The sequence below is a fragment of the Burkholderia sp. THE68 genome, assembly GCF_009938265.1.
Classification (GTDB): Bacteria; Pseudomonadota; Gammaproteobacteria; order Burkholderiales; family Burkholderiaceae; genus Caballeronia.
This window is the reverse complement of the sequence record NZ_AP022315.1, coordinates 2,045,411-2,062,303: the sequence shown is the minus strand read 5'-3', so window position 1 is coordinate 2,062,303 and position 16,893 is coordinate 2,045,411. Positions and strand designations below refer to the sequence as shown.

At 64.0% G+C, this 16,893-nt stretch carries 14 protein-coding genes; 3 read left to right on the top strand and 11 right to left on the bottom strand.

Annotation, left to right across the window (positions count from 1 at the left end; all coding sequences use genetic code 11):
- Positions 1-5: 5 nt before the first annotated feature.
- The 10 genes from BTHE68_RS09775 to BTHE68_RS09730 all read right to left on the bottom strand — a co-directional run bounded on the left by BTHE68_RS09775 (position 6) and on the right by BTHE68_RS09730 (position 12,323).
- Complete coding sequence (locus tag BTHE68_RS09775; protein ID WP_162066154.1) at positions 6-794, bottom strand: transporter substrate-binding domain-containing protein; 789 nt, start codon at positions 792-794, stop codon at positions 6-8.
- Between the two features lie 172 nt (positions 795-966).
- Complete coding sequence (locus BTHE68_RS09770) at positions 967-1,827, bottom strand: urease accessory protein UreD (RefSeq protein WP_162066153.1); 861 nt, start codon at positions 1,825-1,827, stop codon at positions 967-969.
- 29 nt (positions 1,828-1,856) lie between these two features.
- Positions 1,857-2,549 carry an urea ABC transporter ATP-binding subunit UrtE gene (urtE, locus tag BTHE68_RS09765; protein ID WP_162066152.1) on the bottom strand — a complete coding sequence of 231 codons (693 nt, stop codon included), beginning with the start codon at positions 2,547-2,549 and terminating at the stop codon, positions 1,857-1,859.
- 675 nt (positions 2,550-3,224) lie between these two features.
- Complete coding sequence (gene urtD / locus BTHE68_RS09760; RefSeq protein ID WP_162066850.1) at positions 3,225-4,055, bottom strand: urea ABC transporter ATP-binding protein UrtD; 831 nt, start codon at positions 4,053-4,055, stop codon at positions 3,225-3,227.
- 35 nt (positions 4,056-4,090) lie between these two features.
- Positions 4,091-5,284: an urea ABC transporter permease subunit UrtC gene (gene urtC, locus BTHE68_RS09755; protein ID WP_162066151.1), complete on the bottom strand. Its 1,194-nt coding sequence runs from the start codon at positions 5,282-5,284 to the stop codon at positions 4,091-4,093.
- A 3-nt stretch (positions 5,285-5,287) separates the two neighbouring features.
- Positions 5,288-6,892, bottom strand: a complete 1,605-nt coding sequence (urtB, locus tag BTHE68_RS09750; protein WP_162066150.1) for an urea ABC transporter permease subunit UrtB — start codon at positions 6,890-6,892, stop codon at positions 5,288-5,290.
- Positions 6,893-6,973: 81 nt separating this feature from the next.
- The gene (gene urtA, locus BTHE68_RS09745) at positions 6,974-8,281 is read right to left on the bottom strand and encodes an urea ABC transporter substrate-binding protein (RefSeq protein ID WP_162066149.1); all 1,308 of its coding nucleotides are present in this window, start codon (positions 8,279-8,281) and stop codon (positions 6,974-6,976) included.
- A 315-nt stretch (positions 8,282-8,596) separates the two neighbouring features.
- Positions 8,597-9,913: an MFS transporter gene (locus BTHE68_RS09740; protein ID WP_162066148.1), complete on the bottom strand. Its 1,317-nt coding sequence runs from the start codon at positions 9,911-9,913 to the stop codon at positions 8,597-8,599.
- Between the two features lie 178 nt (positions 9,914-10,091).
- A complete protein-coding gene (locus BTHE68_RS09735; RefSeq protein ID WP_162066147.1) occupies positions 10,092-10,868 on the bottom strand; it encodes an SDR family oxidoreductase in 777 nt (258 codons plus the stop codon).
- Positions 10,869-10,883: 15 nt separating this feature from the next.
- Complete coding sequence (locus BTHE68_RS09730; protein ID WP_162066146.1) at positions 10,884-12,323, bottom strand: aldehyde dehydrogenase family protein; 1,440 nt, start codon at positions 12,321-12,323, stop codon at positions 10,884-10,886.
- Positions 12,324-12,541: 218 nt separating this feature from the next.
- On the opposite strand from BTHE68_RS09730, the gene ppa reads away from it, so the two are divergent.
- Positions 12,542-13,069 carry an inorganic diphosphatase gene (gene ppa, locus BTHE68_RS09725; protein ID WP_162066145.1) on the top strand — a complete coding sequence of 176 codons (528 nt, stop codon included), beginning with the start codon at positions 12,542-12,544 and terminating at the stop codon, positions 13,067-13,069.
- Here ppa and BTHE68_RS09720 read toward each other — a convergent pair.
- A complete protein-coding gene (locus tag BTHE68_RS09720; RefSeq protein WP_162066144.1) occupies positions 13,038-13,412 on the bottom strand; it encodes a GIY-YIG nuclease family protein in 375 nt (124 codons plus the stop codon). The genes ppa and BTHE68_RS09720 overlap by 32 nt on opposite strands.
- Before the next feature lie 161 nt (positions 13,413-13,573).
- Here BTHE68_RS09720 and BTHE68_RS09715 point away from each other — a divergent pair, with 161 nt between their 5' ends.
- The gene (locus tag BTHE68_RS09715) at positions 13,574-14,716 is read left to right on the top strand and encodes a GNAT family N-acetyltransferase (RefSeq protein WP_162066143.1); all 1,143 of its coding nucleotides are present in this window, start codon (positions 13,574-13,576) and stop codon (positions 14,714-14,716) included.
- 80 nt (positions 14,717-14,796) lie between these two features.
- Positions 14,797-16,851: an NAD(+) synthase gene (locus tag BTHE68_RS09710; RefSeq protein ID WP_162066849.1), complete on the top strand. Its 2,055-nt coding sequence runs from the start codon at positions 14,797-14,799 to the stop codon at positions 16,849-16,851.
- The last annotated feature ends 42 nt before the right edge of the window (positions 16,852-16,893 follow it).

Below are 16,893 nucleotides of genomic sequence, written 5' to 3'. Positions count from 1 at the left end.
CTCGATCAAAGGCTCGCGGGCAGCGGCTGACTGAACCACTTCTTCGACATCGTGTTGAGCGTGCCGTCCTTCTTCGCCTGCGCGATGGTGTCATCGACCTTGGCCATCAGGCGCGGCTCGTTCTTGTTCATGCCGACGAAGCACGGCGAATCCTTGATGATGAACTTCGCTTCCGGGCGGCGCGGCGGATTCTTCGCGAGGATCGCCGCCGCGACGATATTGCCCGCCGCGATCAGTTGCACCTGTCCCGAGAGAAACGCGGAGATGGTCGCGTTGTTGTCCTCGAAGCGCTTGATGGTCGCGTTCGGCGCCATCTGCGACAGCGCGATTTCTTCGAGCGCGCCACGCGTCGCGCCGACGGTCTTGCCGGTGAGATCGGCGGGATTGCTCACCTTGATGTCGGCGGGGCCGAACACGCCCTGAAAGTAGGGCGCATATGGCGTCGAGAAATCGAGCACCTTCTCGCGTTCCGGCGTCTTGCCGAGCGACGAGATCACGAGATCGACCTTGTTGGTCGTGAGATACGGAATGCGGTTCGCGCTGTTGACGGGCACGAGTTCGAGCTTCACGTTCATCGACTTCGCGAGCAGCGCGGCCATGTCGACGTCGTAGCCTTGCGGCTTCATGTCCGCGCCGACCGAGCCGAAGGGCGGATAGTCCTCGGGCACGGCCACGCGCAGCGTGCCGTTCTTCGCGATGGTGTCGAGCGCGTCGGCGTGCGCGGCGAAGGGCGCGAGAGAAAGCAGCAGCGCGACGAGTGCGGTGCGTCGCGCGCGGGAGAACGTAGTGAGCATCGATGATCCTTCGGTCTTGAGCGGCCGCGTTGGAAGGCGCGGCTCTTGAGCCGAGGCTTAAAGCGAGAGTCGTGCCATCGATGCTTCCCCGTTGTGCCGTCTGCGTTTGCCGGTTCCGCGCGGATCGACACGCACAACCGATGTGCAGCCGGATGCGCCGCGCTGGTGCGTACTAGGTAGTCCACAACCGCAGCGGCCGCGCGTCGACGCCATGCACGAGCGGGCGCAGTTGCGTCCAGCAATCGGTGAGCGCGCGTTGCAGCGGCTCCATCGAGCGGCTGATTGCGCGCACGATCAGCACGCCCGGCGCGACGCACGATGCGCCCGCGCGCAGTTCATCGTCGAAGGGCAGTTGCGCGGTGAGGGCTTCGGCGAGCGCATCGTCGCAAGCGGGGCCGATCGCCCAGAGCGCGCCGTAGGCGGGGAAGCCCGCGAGCCCTTGCGCGCCATCGCGTAGCGGATCGGCTGCATCGAGCAGGGTGCGCTCGAACCAGAGCGTCGCGCCGTCGCGGCGCGCGATACGCGAGGTCGCCTTGATATGCCCTTGCGTCCACTTTTCGCCGGCGGCGGCGCGGCCGAGCAGCATCGCGTCCCAGCCGATGGCGCTCGCGCCTTCATCGAGCGTGAGATCGAATTCGAGCTCGACGTTCGACGATTCGAACACGATATTGTTTTGCGGCAGCCAGTCGAGCTTTGCGTGCGCCGCGAGACCGATGTCGATGCGCTGCGTCGCGAGCTTGCCGTTGGCCTTGTACCACTTGGTCGCGCCGGGCGTCGCGATGACGGCGTGCGTGTGCTCTTGCAGGCGGACGTCGATGAACAGGCGATCGCCGCCCGCCACGCCGCCCGGTGGATGCACGATCACCGAATGACAGATATCGCCTTCGGGATAGAGCGGCCGTTGCAATCGCAAGGGGCCTTCATGCTTGCGATGAACGCAGACCGTGCGGCCGTGCTGACGCGCGTAGCCGAGTTCGAGCGAGCCGCGCCAGATGTTCGGATCGACCAGCGTTGCATGGGATTCGTGGAGCATGAGCGGTGCGTTTCAGAGCTGAGCCTGCATCATACGGCGATCAGCTCGCGCACTCCATGAGCGTCCATTTCCGCGCCGGTGCCGCCCGCGACGATTTCACCGCGGCTCATGACCCAGTAGCGGTCGGCGAGCTCGCGGGCGAAGTCGTAATACTGCTCGACGAGCAGCACCGTCATGCCCATTTCATCGACGAGCTGTCGTAACGTGCGGCCGATGTCGCGGATGATCGAGGGCTGGATGCCTTCGGTCGGCTCATCGAGGATGAGCAGTTGCGGCTCGCTCATCAACGCGCGGCCGATGGCCAGTTGCTGCTGCTGACCGCCGGAGAGATCGCCGCCGCGGCGGTTTTTCATGTCCTTGAGGACCGGGAAGAGCGCGTAGATGTGGTCGGGGATTTTTGATGGCGACTTGCGGCTCGCCGCGCCGACCAGCAGGTTTTCTTCCACGGTGAGACGGCCGAAGATGTCGCGTCCTTGCGGGACATAGGCGAGGCCGCTCGCGACGCGCGCGTGAGTGGGCATCGACGAGATCTTGTTGCCGCGCCAGTTGATGGTGCCGCTTTTGGTTGGGACGACGCCCATCAGGCAGCGCAGGAGCGTCGTTTTGCCGACGCCGTTGCGCCCGAGGAGCACGGTTAGCGTGCCGTCGGGGACGGTCATTTTCACATCGCGGAGGATGTGGCTGCCGCCGTAGTATTGGTTCAGGTTTTCGACTTCCAGCATGTGCTTTTCTCTGCTTGGGTTGTTCGATTGCGCTTGGGCTTCTATGGATTGCCTGATTTCGTGTCGGTCTATTGGCACTGCCCCTCCCCGGGGCGGGGGTCACTTTCTTTGCTGCTGCAAAGAAAGTAACCAAAGAAAGCAGCTAGGGCACGGCCCGCGGTCACACGCAGTTTGGCCATGCTTGCCAGATGCGGTGGGCTCAGTAGCGAGTGCCCTCATAGGCCACATCCGGCTTGGACCGCGCACGGTCTGCCACATCGCACCACGGAACAGACTGGTTCAGCACGAAAGGGCTCCAGCCCGCTTCGCGGCCGACCGGTCAATCGGGTCTGCGTGTGTTTCTGCGTTTCTCATTTCTCGTCGGTTTCCCTTGCATACCCGACGGCAGCGCATAGCGCTGTGCCGAAGCCATTTCGTGCTGAACCAGCGCGCTTAAACAACTGGCTAGTCAGACCGTGCGCGGTCCACGCCCGGTTAGGCCTACGAGGGCACTCGCTACAGAGGCCACGAACGACGAGAATAGTGGCCAAATTGCGTGTGACCGCGGGCGTGTCGAGCTGCTTTCTTTGGTTACTTTCTTTGCAGCAGCAAAGAAAGTGACTGCCGCCCCGCACAGGGGCAGTGCTAATAGACCGACACGAAATCAGGATTCCATGAAAGCCCAAAAAAAAACCATCAACGCCCAAGATAAGACTCAATAACGGCCTCGTCCCGTTTGACGTCATCCAACGAGCCTTCAGCAAGAACACTCCCTTCGGCCATCACAGTAACCTTCCCATTCACACCAGCAAGCGCGGCAACAAACTCCATATCATGCTCGACGACCATCATCGAACACGAACCCCTGAGCTTGTTCAAAAGCTCCGCCAACTCCATGGTTTCCTGATCGGTCATCCCGGCGGCGGGTTCATCGAGAAGCAGAAGGGAAGGCTGCTGCATCAGCAACATGCCGATCTCGAGCCGCTGCTTCTGCCCATGCGAAAGCTCGCCCGCAAGCCGCGTCGCCTGATGCTGCAGGCGAATCAGCTCCAGTGTCTCTTCGATGCGCGCCTGCGCCTGCCCATCCAGCCGCGCACGCAACGACGCGAACCACCGCTTGTCGGTCTTCATCGCGAGTTCGAGGTTCTCCCACACAGGATGATTCTCGAACACGGTCGGCTTCTGAAACTTGCGACCGATGCCCGTGCGCGCGATCACCGGCTCCGACATGCGCGCGAGATCGAGCGTCTGCCCGAGAAAGACCTTGCCCGCATCGGGCCGCGTCTTGCCCGTGATGACATCCATCATGGTGGTCTTGCCCGCGCCGTTCGGGCCGATCACGCAGCGCAATTCGCCCACGTCGATGGAGAGCGTCAGCTTGTTCAACGCGCGAAAGCCGTCGAAGCTCACGGTCACGTCTTCGAGATAGAGAATCGTGCCGTGCGATATGTCGATCTCGCCGGGCGCGAGCACATGCCCCAGGCCCGCGACGCTGTTCAGGCCGATGCGCTCGTCGAGCGGTGGCATCGGCGGCAGATCGACGATCAGTGCGTTATGTGCGGTCATTCTGCTGCGTCTCCTGCGGTCTTTTTGCGGCGCGCGAGTTCGATCAGACCCATGATGCCGTTGGGCAACAGCAAGGGCACGAGCGTAAAGATGAGGCCGAGGAAGAACAGCCAGTACTCCGCGAAATACGCCGTGAAAAAGCTCTTCGCGCCGTTCACCGCGAAGGCGCCGATGATCGGACCGATCAACGTGCCGCGTCCGCCGACCGCGACCCAGATCGCCATTTCGATCGAGTTCGCCGGCGACATCTCGTTCGGATTGATGATGCCCACCTGCGGCACATACAGCGCGCCCGCGATGCCGCACAGCACCGCCGACACGGTCCAGATGAAAAGCTTGTATGCGAGCGGGCTGTAACCGAGGAACATCAGACGCGCTTCGCCATCGCGCACGCCGGTCACGACGCGCCCGAGTTTCGACGTGACGATCCAGCGCGCCGCGAGAAACGCAAGCACGAGCACGGCGAAGGTGATCAGGAACAACGCGGTGCGCGTGCCCGGATGCGTGACGGCGAAGCCCGCGATGCGCTTGAAGTCCGTGAAGCCGTTGTTGCCGCCGAAGCCGGTCTCGTTGCGATAGAAAAGCAGCATCGCGGCGAAGGTCATCGCCTGCGTGATGATCGACAGATACACGCCCTTCACGCGCGAGCGGAACGTGAAGAAGCCGAACACCCACGCGAGCACGCCGGGCACGAGCACGACGAGCAGCAACGCATACCAGAGATGCTCGGTGCCTTCCCAGTACCACGGCAGCTTGTGCCAGTCGAGAAACACCATGAAGTCGGGCAGGTCGCTCTTGTACACGCCCTCGCGGCCGATCGAGCGCATCAGGTACATGCCCATCGCGTAGCCGCCGAGCGCGAAGAAGAGCGCGTGGCCGAGGCTCAGGATGCCGCAGTAGCCCCACACGAGATCGAGCGCGAGCGCGCCGATCGCGTAGCACATGAGCTTGGCCGTCAGCGTCATCGCGTAGGCCGACAGATGGAACGTGCTCGTCTCCGGCAGCACGAGCGCGCTGACCGGCACGAAGATGCCCATCGCGATGATGAGCGCGATCAGCGCGAGCCAGCCGTTGCGCGGCAGGAGCGCTGCGCGCGGCGGAAGGCCGAGCGCGAAGCCCGCGCGCGCGGCGGCTGCATCGGGTTGCGGCGCGACGTCGAGATTCGCGCCGATATTGGTCGAGGCGGTCATGGCTCAGGCCTCCGCGCTGCGGCCCTTCAGGGCGAACATGCCCTGCGGCCGCTTCTGGATGAACAACACGATGAGCACGAGCACCGCGATCTTCGCGAGCACCGCGCCCCAGAACGGCTCGACCGCCTTGCTGACGAGCCCGAGCCCGAAGCCGCCGATCACCGTGCCCGCGAGCTGACCGACGCCGCCGAGCACCACCGCCATGAACGAATCGATGATGTAGCTCTGGCCGAGATCCGGTCCGACGTTGCCGATCTGCGAGAGCGCGCAGCCGCCGAGTCCCGCGATGCCCGCGCCGAACGCGAACGCATACGAATCGACACGCGCGGTCTTCACGCCGACGCACGCTGCCATGCGGCGGTTCTGCGTCACCGCGCGCACGAAGAGGCCCAGACGCGTCTTGGTGAGCACGGCCCACGCGATCAGCACGACCGCGACCGAGAACGCGAGGATCGTCAGACGGTTGTACGGCAGGATCAGGTTCTGCATCACCGCGACGCCGCCGCTCATCCACGAAGGATTCGTCACCTGCACGTTCTGCGCGCCGAACAGCGTGCGCGTCGCCTGAATGAGGATGAGGCTGATGCCGAAGGTCGTCAGCAGCGTTTCGAGCGGACGTCCATAGAGATGCTTCAGCACGAGTCTTTCCAGCACGATGCCGACCAGCGCCGCCGCGATGAACGATGCGGGCACCGCGAACAACGGATACCAGTTGAACGCGCCGGGCGCGTAGTGCTGCACGAGGTTCTGCACGACATACGTCGCGTACGCGCCGATCATCAGGAATTCGCCGTGCGCCATGTTGATGACGCCGATCAGGCCATACGTGATCGCGAGGCCGAGCGCCGCGAGCAACAGCACGCTGCCCAGCGACAGGCCCGCGAACAGCGTGCCGAAGATTTCGCTGCGGCGTTGAATCGAATCGAGCGCGTATAGACCTTCCTGCGCCGCATTGCGCACGCGCTCGTCGGGCTCGTTGAAGGTGCCATCGGCTTTCTTCGCGACGATCGGGCGTAGCAGCTCGTACATGTCGAGGTCATGCCGCGCGGCCACGAGTTGCGCAGCTTCGAGGCGCTTGCCGACGTCGGGATCGTGCAGCGCGGTCATCGCCCAGAGCGTGTCGAGGCGCTTCTTCAGGTCGGGATCCTTTTCGATGGCGCGGGCGCGGTCGATCATCGGCTTCATCGCTGCGTCCGGATTCTTCAGGAGCGCTGTGATCGCGTCGCGGCGTTTCGCGGTATCGGCGGAAGCGAGCTGCAAGCCCGACAACGCGCCCGCGACTTTCGAGCGCAGGGTGTTGGAGAGCGTGATCTGCTGCGCATCCGGCGCTTCGACGGTCTTGCCGGTGAGCGGGTCCTTGTTGACGTCGTCGGCCTGGATGTAGACGTGGCCGTTGTCGGTCGCGACGAGCGAGCCATCGGACAACGCGGTGAGCACGGCGACCGAAGGCGCGTCGGCGTTCGCGATGAGCTTGTCGATGGCGGCGGATTTGGCGTCGAAGTCGTCGCCGGCGAGCGGCGCGAGATCGTCGTTGGTGAGCGCGCGGGCGCTGAATGGCGCAATCGCGATGAGGAGCGCGAGCAGGACCCGCATCAAGGAACCGGTCATGATGGCCTTTCTGATGAGACATGGACGGCCGCGCGAATCACGAACGAGCGCGCGGCCTCACTGCTTCAAACCATCACTGGATCACGCGAGCTGCACGCGCTGACGGCGCAGGAACGCGGGAATGGAGCTGACGATATCCGGCTTGCCCTGATTGCCCGCGATATACGGGCTCCACGGTTGCGCGCGCACCGCGGTCTTGGTCTTCCACACGACGTTGAACTGCCCGTCGCCGCGAATTTCACCGATCATCACCGGCTTGTGCAGATGGTGGTTGCCGTCCATCGACAGCGTGAATCCCGAGGGCGCGGCGAAGGTCTGGCCGATCATCGCGGTGCGGACCTTGTCGACATCGGCGCTCTTGGCCTTTTCGACGGCCTGCTTCCACATATGGATGCCGACGAAGGTCGCTTCCATCGGATCGTTGGTGACGCGCTTGTCGCCGCCCGGCAGGTTCTGCGCCTTCACGTACTCGAAGAATTCCTTCTCGAACTTCGAGTTGTTGGTGTTCTTCACCGACATGAAGTAGTTCCATGCGGCGAGGTGGCCGACGAGCGGCTTGGTATCGATGCCGCGCAGCTCTTCCTCACCGACCGAGAACGCGACGACGGGCACGTCGGTCGCCTTCAGGCCCTGGTTGCCGAGTTCCTTGTAGAACGGTACGTTGGAATCGCCGTTGATCGTAGAGATGACAGTCGTCTTTCCCCCTTGGGCAAAGGTCTTGATGTTCGCGACGATGGTTTGATAGTCGCTATGTCCGAATGGTGTGTAGACCTCTTGAATGTCCGCATCCTTGACGCCCTTGGAGTGGAGGAATGCGCGCAGGATCTTGTTGGTCGTGCGCGGGTACACGTAGTCGGTGCCGAGCAGGAAGAAGCGCTTGGCGCTGCCGCCTTCCGGTCCCATCAGATATTCGACGGCGGGGATCGCCTGCTGATTCGGCGCGGCGCCCGTGTAGAACACGTTGCGCGACATCTCTTCGCCTTCGTATTGCACGGGGTAGAACAGCAGGCCGTTGAGTTCTTCGAAGACCGGCAGCACCGACTTGCGCGAGACGGACGTCCAGCAGCCGAACACGACCGCGCACTTGTCCTGCGTGAGAAGCTGGCGCGCTTTCTCGGCGAAGAGCGGCCAGTTCGAGGCCGGATCGACGACCACGGGCTGGAGTTGTCGGCCCATCACGCCGCCGCTCTTGTTGATATCGGCGATGGTCATGAGCGCCGTGTCTTTCAGCGACGTCTCGGAGATCGCCATCGTGCCCGACAGCGAGTGCAGGATGCCGACCTTGATCGGACCCGTATCGGCGGCTTGCGCTTTCGTGATCGGGAGCTGACCCGCGAGGGCGAGTGCGCCCGACATGGAGCCGAACTTCAGCAGACTGCGTCGTTTCATGATGAGTGTTCCCCTTGCCGATGTGTTTGTTTGAGCAATGACGATTGCTCGCATCGTTCTGCAAGGGTTATGCCAATGGGGGTGAAATGCCCGAATGGCGCGGGTTTGATGCCTGTCTGGGGGAATTTTTACTGAGGCAGATATTCGCTTCGCGGCGGGGTTTTGGTGCAAGCGCGAAGTGGCGTGCATCGTTGCGGTGCGCGTGTGCTTCTATTTATTTTGTCGCGACCGTAACGGGTGAAGTGTGCCTTGCTTTGGTTCGCTCGCGTTTTTTGTCGACGCGCGACGCGAACCAAAGCGGTGATGCAGAACGCCTTAACGATTCACCATCCGCGCCGGCACGCTAAGCGCAAGCAGTGCACCGAGCACCAGGAAGCCCGCAAGCATGTACATGCCACTGGCGTTAGACCCGGTAGCCTGCTTGAGCCACCCGACGAGATAAGGACTCAGAAACCCCGCAAGATTCCCAAGCGAATTGATCATGGCGATCCCGGCCGCCGCGCCGGTGCCGGCGAGAAACGCCGTCGGCAGACTCCAGAACAGCGGCAGCGTGGTGAGAATCCCCGTAGTGGCAAGCGTGAGCCCGACCATCGCGAGCGTCGTATTCGACGACCACACCACCGACAACACCAGCCCGATCGATCCGATGAACGCCGGAATCGCAATATGCCAGCGCCGCTCGCCGCTGCGATCCGCGCTGCGCGCCGCGTACAGCATGCCGATCACCGCCGCGCCATACGGAATCGCCGACAGCAGGCCGACCTGCAAGGCGTCGGACACGCCCATCGACTTGATGATCGTCGGCAGCCAGAAGCTCACGCCGTACAGCCCCATCACGAACGAGAAGTAGATGAGGCTCATCAGCCACACCTTCGGGCTCGACAGGATCTTGCCGAGCGGCATGTCTTCCTTCGCGACGTTATCCGTCGCGATGTTGCGTTCGAGCAGTTCGCGCTCTTCCTGCGTGAGCCACTTCGCCCGCGAAATGCGGTCATCGAGCATCGCCAGCACGACCAGACCGACGATCACCGAAGGAATGCCCTCCAGCAACAGCAGCCATTGCCAGCCGTGCCAGCCATGCACGCCGTCGAAGCTCTTCATGATCCAGCCCGACACCGGCCCGCCGATCAGACCCGACAGCGCGATCGCGGTCATGAAGAGCGTCGTCATGCGCCCGCGCCGGCGCGCCGGAAACCAGTACGTCAGATACAGAATGATGCCGGGGAAAAAGCCCGCTTCCGCGGCGCCGAGCAGAAAGCGCATCACGTAGAACATCGTCGGCGTGGTGACGAACATCGTGAGCGCGGAGATGATGCCCCACGAGATCATGATGCGCGCGATCCACACGCGCGCACCCACGCGATGCAGGATGATGTTGCTCGGTATCTCGAAGATGAAGTAGCCGAAAAAGAAAATGCCCGCGCCGAAGCCATACACGGCGTCCGACAGTTGCAGGTCCGCGGCCATCTGCAGCTTGGCGAACCCGACATTCACCCGGTCCAGATACGCAACGATGTAGCAGATCAAAAGAAGCGGCGAGAGCCGCCACGCGACCTTGCGATAAGTGGCCTCCTCGAAGGCCGATGGTGCGCCCGCGCCGGGGCGGGGCATGGGATTGGCGGTGCTGGCCATGTTGCTCGTCTCCTCTGGTTTTTTTGCACACGGCGTCCGGCGGATGGGCCCGCTCGCGATTACAGACGCGTAAGGATTCTAGCCCTTCGGCATCGACGCCAAACGCCTGTTATGGCTAGGGAAAGCACCGATGTTTAAGCGCACGCCGCATTCGTCGCGCGGCGTGCGCCGGCATCGCTCAGACGCAGCGCCCGCCGTCCACTTCGAGCGCGACGCCGGTGATGAACTCGGCATCGTCGGAGGCGAGATAGAGCGCGGCGTTGGCGACATCCTGCGGCGTCGAAAGGCGGCCGAGCGGAATCGTCGCGAGGAATTTGCGGCGGTTTTCGGGCGTGTCGTCCATGCCCATGAATTCGGTGAGCAGGGCGGTTTCGCCCATCACCGGATTGATGCAGTTCACGCGGATACGATCCACGCCCAGCTCGACCGCGAGCGCCTTGCTCGCGATGATCACCGCCGCCTTGCTGCCGTTGTACCAGACGAGTCCCGGACGCGGCCGCACGCCCGCCGTCGATGCAATGTTGATGAACGCGCCGCCGCCTTGCTCGCGAAAATACGGCACGAACTGCTCGACGCTCCAGTAGATGCTCTTCACGTTCACCGCGTAGACGCGGTCGAATTCGGCCTCGGTCACGTCGAGCACGGGTTTGTTACGGTGCGTCGTGCCCGCATTGTTGACGACGACCTGCACGCTGCCGAAGTCCTGGATGGCCGCATCGAAGAGCGTTTGCCAGTCGGCGCGCTTGGTGACGTCGCCTGCCACGGCGATCGCGCGGCCGTGCTTCACTTCCGGCGACGACGCGAGCGCGATTTCGCTCGCCACGCGCTCGGCCGCCGGGCCGTTGAGATCGTTGACGACGACGTTCGCGCCTTCGCGCGCAAACGTCTTCGCGATGCCTTCGCCGAAGCCCGAGCCGCCGCCCGTCACGATCACGGTTTTGCCTTGCAGTCGCATGCCTGTCTCCGTTATTTAGCCGTGTTTGATGGCGATCGTCTTCAGCGTCGTGAAGCCGTATAGCGCCTCGAAGCCTTTCTCGCGCCCGTGTCCCGAATGTTTCACGCCGCCGAACGGCAATTCGATGCCGCCGCCCGCGCCGTAGTTGTTGATGAACACCTGTCCCGAGCGCACGCGCCGCGCGAGGCGCATCTGCCGCGCGCCGTCGCGGGTCCAGATGCCCGCGACCAGCCCGTAGTCGGTGCCGTTGGCGAGCCGGAGCGCGTCGGCTTCGCCGTCGAAGGGCATTGCGGCGAGCACCGGGCCGAACACTTCCTCGCGCGCGAGGCGGTGCGTCGGCGGGACGTCGCGCAGCAACGTGGGCGCCTGATAGAAGCCGGCCTCCGGCGCATCGCCGACGACTTCGCCGTGCGCGGCCATCGGGATGCCGTCGTGCTGCGCATCGGACAGGAAGTCCCACACGCGCTGCTGCTGCTTCGCGCTGATGAGCGGGCCGCAGTCGAGATCGAGCTTGCTCGGGCCGACCCTGAGCGCCGCGAACGCCTGCGCGAGCCGGTCCAGCAAAGGCTCGTACGCCGCGCGCTCGATCAGCACGCGGCTGCCCGCCGAGCACGTCTGCCCGGCGTTCTGCACGATCGCGGCGACGAGCACGGGCAGTGCGGCGTCGAGATCGGCATCGGCGAACACGATCTGCGGCGACTTGCCGCCGAGTTCGAGCGTGACGGGCACGTGGTTGTCGGCGGCCATCTTGGTGACGGCCGCGCCGGTCGCGGGCGAGCCGGTAAACGAGATGTGATCGATGCCCGCGTGCCGCGCGAGCGCCGCGCCCGCTTCGTGCCCGTAGCCGGTGACGATGTTGAGCGCGCCATCGGGCAGGCCGGCTTCCGCCGCCAGTTCGGCGACGCGCAGCAGCGACAGGCACGCGTCCTCCGCCGGTTTCACGACGCATGCGTTGCCGGTCGCGAGCGCAGCGCCGACGCTGCGCCCGAAAATCTGCAGCGGATAGTTCCACGGCACGATGTGTCCCGTGACGCCGTGCGGCTCGCGGATCGTGAGCACCGTGAAGCCGGTTTGATAGGGCAGGGTTTCGCCGTGGAGTTTGTCGGCGGCGCCCGCGTAGAACTCGAAATAGCGCGCGATGCCGGTTACGTCGGCGCGCGCCTGCTTGAGCGGCTTGCCGGTGTCGCGCGCTTCGACCTGCGCGATGTCCTCGTGGCACGCGGCGATCAGCATCGACAGGCGCGCGAGGATGCGTCCGCGTTCGGCTGCGCTCAGCGCGCCCCAGTCGCCTTCGAAGGCGGCGCGCGCGGCGGCGACCGCGCGGTCGACATCGCCCGCCGTACCGCGCGCGATCTGCGCGAAGATCTGGCCGTCGGAGGGATCGACCACCGGAATCGTCTCGCCGCCCGATGGCGCGATCCAGCGGTTGTTGATGAAATGCTTCGCGTCTTCCATGCACGTCTCCTGAAATCGGGTGCTCTGTTGCCGGAAACCGATGCCGCTTTCGATTATCGCGCCAACGCCCGGCGCGCGCCGGCGGTGGCGGGCGGGCAAACGCGTTTGGCTATAATGACGCAGTCACGCGCCTTCACGCGCGCGCGCCGCGGCGGTTCTCCAGCGTATCGTCCGCCCGTGCGATTCCATCTCCGACTCAACTTCTCCAGAGAGCGCTCATGAGCTTCAACAACGTACCTTCCGGCCGAGACCTCCCGCAGGATTTCAACGTCATCATCGAGATTCCCGCGCAGAGCGATCCGGTCAAATACGAAGCGGACAAGGACATGGGCCTGCTCGTGGTCGACCGCTTCATCGGCACCGGCATGCGCTATCCGGCCAACTACGGCTTCATTCCGCAGACGCTGTCGGGCGACGGCGACCCGGTCGACGTGCTCGTCATCACGCCGTTCCCGCTGCTGGCCGGCTCGGTCGTGCGCGCGCGCGCGCTCGGCATGCTGCAGATGACGGATGAATCGGGCGTCGACGCGAAGCTCGTCGCCGTGCCGCACGACAAGATTTGCCCGATGACGGCGAACCTCAAGTCGATCGACGACGTGCCCGAATACCTGAAGGACCAGATCAAGCACTTCTTCGAGAACTACAAGTCGCTCGAAAAGGGCAAGTGGGTGAAGGTCGAGGGCTGGACGGGCATCGAGGCCGCGCACAAGGAAATCACGGAAGGCGCCGCGAACTACAAGAAGTAATTCGCGCCACTACCAGGCGCCGTCGCGTTGCTCGCAGCGCGGCGGCGTTGTCCTGCGCTTCGCTTGCCTCGGTCCGGGGCAACACCGATTCGATCGATCGCTCTCCCGCGATCAGCGCGCGTTTCTGCGGCGCGCTCAGACGCTTCACGCGATACTCGGCGCGCAACGCCGCCGATTTCCCCTCCAGTTCGAACGACGCCAGCACGCGCAAAGGCTTTTTCGCGCGCGTATAGCGCGCGCCCTTGCCGCTCGCGTGCGCGGAGAAGCGCGCTTCGACGTCCGTCGCGATGCCGGTGTAGAGGCTGCCGTCGGCGCATTCGATGAGGTAGAGGAACCAGGGCATCGGCGGGTAAGAGGTGAGTTGCCGCGCATTATCGCTGAAAGCACCGCGTTGGGGCGCTTTTGGGCGCTTCGGCGTGCCGTTGCGAGTTGCGCGAGAATAGCCGCTTTCGGGCGCGCGCATTGCATCGCATGCGCTCATCGATATTTCAGCGAGGTAGCCTGTTGAATCGCGAAGTCGAAATTCATGTGGTCGATGCGCTCACCGAGATTCCAGCCGAAGACTGGAACCGGCTCGCCGGCGATAACCCGTTTGTGCGTCATGCGTTTCTGTCGGCATTGCAGGAGACGGAGTGCGCGGTGAAGCGCACTGGCTGGCGCGCGCATCATCTGATATTGAAGCGCGGCGGCGAGTTCGCCGGCGCGATGCCGTTGTATCTGAAGTCGCATTCGCGCGGCGAGTACGTGTTCGATCACGCATGGGCCGACGCCTTCGAGCGCCACGGCGTGCGCTATTACCCGAAGGCGCTGTCCGCCGTGCCGTTCTCGCCGGTGACGGGTCCGCGCCTCATCGCCGCGCATCATGAAGATCGCGTGCTGCTCGCGCGCGGCGCGATCGAACTGACGCGAAGGCTGGAACTCTCTTCGCTGCATGTGCTGTTTCCGCACGCGCAGGATGTCGAGGCGCTGACGGACGCGGGCTACATGCTGCGCGAAGGCGTGCAGTTTCATTGGGAGAATCTGCCCGGCGAGGGCTACGAAAGTTTCGACGCCTTTCTCGCGACCATGAGTCACGACAAGCGCAAGAAGGTTAAGCAGGACCGGCGGCGCGTGAAGGACGCGGGCGTCACGTATACGTGGCTGCGCGGCGCGCAGATCGATCAGGGCGCGCTCGATTTCTTCTACGACTGCTACGACAACACGTATCGCGAGCACTGGAATGCGCCGTATCTGTCGCGCGAATTCTTCGGCCGAGTTCACGCCGATGCGCCCGACAGCATGCTGCTCGTGATCGCCGAAGCCGACGGCGAGCGCCTCGCGTGCGCGCTCAACATGATCGGCGGCGACACGATGTACGGGCGTTACTGGGGCACGCGCGAGTTCATCTCGGGGCTGCACTTCGAGACGTGCTATATGCAGGGCATCGCGTATTGCATCGAGCATGGACTCGCGCGTTTCGAGGGCGGCGCGCAGGGCGTGCACAAGATGTCGCGCGGACTTCTGCCGACGCCCACATGGTCCGCGCACTGGATCGCGGATCAGCGTTTCGCGCACGCGATCGCCGAATTTCTCGATGCCGAAACCGAGGCGATGGATCAGCATATCGTGGAACTCGAAGCGCATACGCCGTTCAGGAAGAAAGGCTGAAGTGCGATAATCCTCAGGGCTTTTCGCACGGTTTCAATCGCATCGCTTTCGCCGCAAACGCGCGCACATCCATGTCGACCATGAGCAGAAACTTCTTCAATCTTTACAGCCACGACTTCGCGCGCGTCGCGGTCGGCGTGCCGTCGTGCAAGGTGGCCGATCCCGCATTCAACGCGGCGCAGACGATCGAACTGGCGAACGAGGCCGCGGCGCACGGAGCGGTGCTCGTCGCGTTTCCCGAACTTGGCGTGTCCGCCTATACGTGCGACGACCTGTTTCATCAGCGAGCCTTGCTCGACGCCTGCGAAGAGGCGCTGCAAGGCATTCTGGACGCGTCGAAGCGGCTGAATATCGCGATGATCGTTGGCGCGCCGGTCCGGGCCGAGCACAAGCTCTTCAACTGCGCGATCGTGATCGCCGGAGGATTCATTCGCGGCGTCGTGCCGAAGAGCTATCTGCCGAACTATGGCGAGTTCTACGAGGCGCGCCAGTTCAGCCCCGCCGATGCCGCCGTCACGAACACCGTAAGGCTCTGCGGTCAGGACGTGCCGTTCGGCGCGTCGCTGCTGTTCCAGATCGAGGATTTGCCGCTCTTTCGCTTCCACGTCGAAATCTGCGAGGACGTGTGGGTGCCTATTCCCCCGTCGTCGTTCGCGGCGCTCGCGGGCGCGACCGTGCTCGTGAATCTGTCGGCGTCGAATATCGTCGTCGGCAAGTCGGCGTATCGGCATCAGCTCGTCGGGCAGCAGTCCGCGCGATGTGTCGCGGCGTATCTGTACACGTCGGCGGGCAATGGCGAGTCGTCCACGGACCTCGCCTGGGACGGGCAGGGCCTCATCTACGAAAACGGCGAACTGCTCGCGGAGTCCGCGCGGTTCTCGGATCGTTCGCACCTCATTTACGCCGATATCGATCTCGAACGGCTCTCGCGCGAGCGCATGCGGCAAACCACCTTCGGCCGCTCGACGCATCGGCACGCGGAAGAAGTCGCGCAGTTCGACGTGATCGCGTTCCCGCTCGCGATTCCGGCCGAGGGAAAGCTGCCGCTCGAACGTCGCGTCGCGCGCTTCCCTTACGTGCCTGCCGACGCCGCGCGCCGCGACGAACGCTGCAACGAGGTCTACAACATTCAGGTGCAGGCGCTCTTGCAACGGCTGCAATCGTCGGGTATGTCGAAGGTCGTCATCGGCATATCGGGCGGGCTCGACTCGACGCATGCACTGCTCGTGTGCGCGAAAGCGATGGACCGTCTCGGCCTGCCGCGCTCGAACATCCTCGCGTACACGATGCCGGCTTTCGCGACCAGCGACCGCACGCTCAGGCAGGCGCGCGAGCTGATGGAGGTCGTCGGCTGCACGGCGAGCGAGATCGACATCCGGCCGAGCTGCGTGCAGATGCTCTCCGACATCGGCCATCCGCACAGCACCGGCGCCGAGCAATACGACATTACCTACGAGAACGTTCAGGCCGGCGAGCGCACGAGCCATCTGTTCCGGCTGGCGAATTTCAATAACGCGATCGTCATCGGCACGGGCGATCTGAGCGAGCTGGCACTTGGTTGGTGCACCTACGGAGTAGGCGATCACATGTCGCACTACAACGTCAACGCGAGCGTGCCGAAGACCTTGATCACGCATCTGGTTCGCTGGGTCGCGGAGTCGGGGCAGATCGGCGGCAACGGCACCGATGTGCTCGAAAACATCCTGAGCACCGATATCAGCCCGGAACTCATTCCCGGCAAGACGAGCGGCGTGGTGGAGCAGAAGACGGAGAGCGTCATCGGCCCATACGAATTGCAGGACTTCAATCTGTACTACACCCTGCGCTTCGGCTTTGCACCATCCAAGGTCGCGTTTCTCGCGCTGCATGCGTGGCGCGATCGCGATGCGGGCGCGTGGCCGGAAGGCCCGACGGTTACGCGGAATCAGTACGACCTCGGCGAGATCCGCAAGAATCTGCGGATCTTTCTGGATCGATTCTTTCGCACGAGCCAGTTCAAGCGCTCATGCATACCGAACGCGCCGAAGGTCGGCTCGGGCGGCTCGCTTTCTCCGCGCGGCGACTGGCGCGCGCCGAGCGACGGACAGGCGACGGTGTGGCTCGCGGATCTCGAACGCGTCCCCGCGAACGAGTGATATCGCGCGTTTATCCGGTCATCTCGTGCACATAGCGGACGC

What these genes read in the sequence shown, in the direction of transcription:
- BTHE68_RS09710 (WP_162066849.1), top strand. Translation starts at nt 14,797, where the DNA reads ATGAGCAGAAACTTCTTCAATCTTTACAGCCACGACTTCGCGCGCGTC.
- BTHE68_RS09740 (WP_162066148.1), bottom strand. Translation starts at nt 9,913, where the DNA reads ATGGCCAGCACCGCCAATCCCATGCCCCGCCCCGGCGCGGGCGCACCA.
- urtE (WP_162066152.1), bottom strand. Translation starts at nt 2,549, where the DNA reads ATGCTGGAAGTCGAAAACCTGAACCAATACTACGGCGGCAGCCACATC.
- urtD (WP_162066850.1), bottom strand. Translation starts at nt 4,055, where the DNA reads ATGCCACCGCTCGACGAGCGCATCGGCCTGAACAGCGTCGCGGGCCTG.
- BTHE68_RS09735 (WP_162066147.1), bottom strand. Translation starts at nt 10,868, where the DNA reads ATGCGACTGCAAGGCAAAACCGTGATCGTGACGGGCGGCGGCTCGGGC.
- urtC (WP_162066151.1), bottom strand. Translation starts at nt 5,284, where the DNA reads ATGACCGCCTCGACCAATATCGGCGCGAATCTCGACGTCGCGCCGCAA.
- BTHE68_RS09775 (WP_162066154.1), bottom strand. Translation starts at nt 794, where the DNA reads ATGCTCACTACGTTCTCCCGCGCGCGACGCACCGCACTCGTCGCGCTG.
- BTHE68_RS09720 (WP_162066144.1), bottom strand. Translation starts at nt 13,412, where the DNA reads ATGCCCTGGTTCCTCTACCTCATCGAATGCGCCGACGGCAGCCTCTAC.
- urtA (WP_162066149.1), bottom strand. Translation starts at nt 8,281, where the DNA reads ATGAAACGACGCAGTCTGCTGAAGTTCGGCTCCATGTCGGGCGCACTC.
- urtB (WP_162066150.1), bottom strand. Translation starts at nt 6,892, where the DNA reads ATGACCGGTTCCTTGATGCGGGTCCTGCTCGCGCTCCTCATCGCGATT.
- BTHE68_RS09730 (WP_162066146.1), bottom strand. Translation starts at nt 12,323, where the DNA reads ATGGAAGACGCGAAGCATTTCATCAACAACCGCTGGATCGCGCCATCG.
- BTHE68_RS09770 (WP_162066153.1), bottom strand. Translation starts at nt 1,827, where the DNA reads ATGCTCCACGAATCCCATGCAACGCTGGTCGATCCGAACATCTGGCGC.
- ppa (WP_162066145.1), top strand. Translation starts at nt 12,542, where the DNA reads ATGAGCTTCAACAACGTACCTTCCGGCCGAGACCTCCCGCAGGATTTC.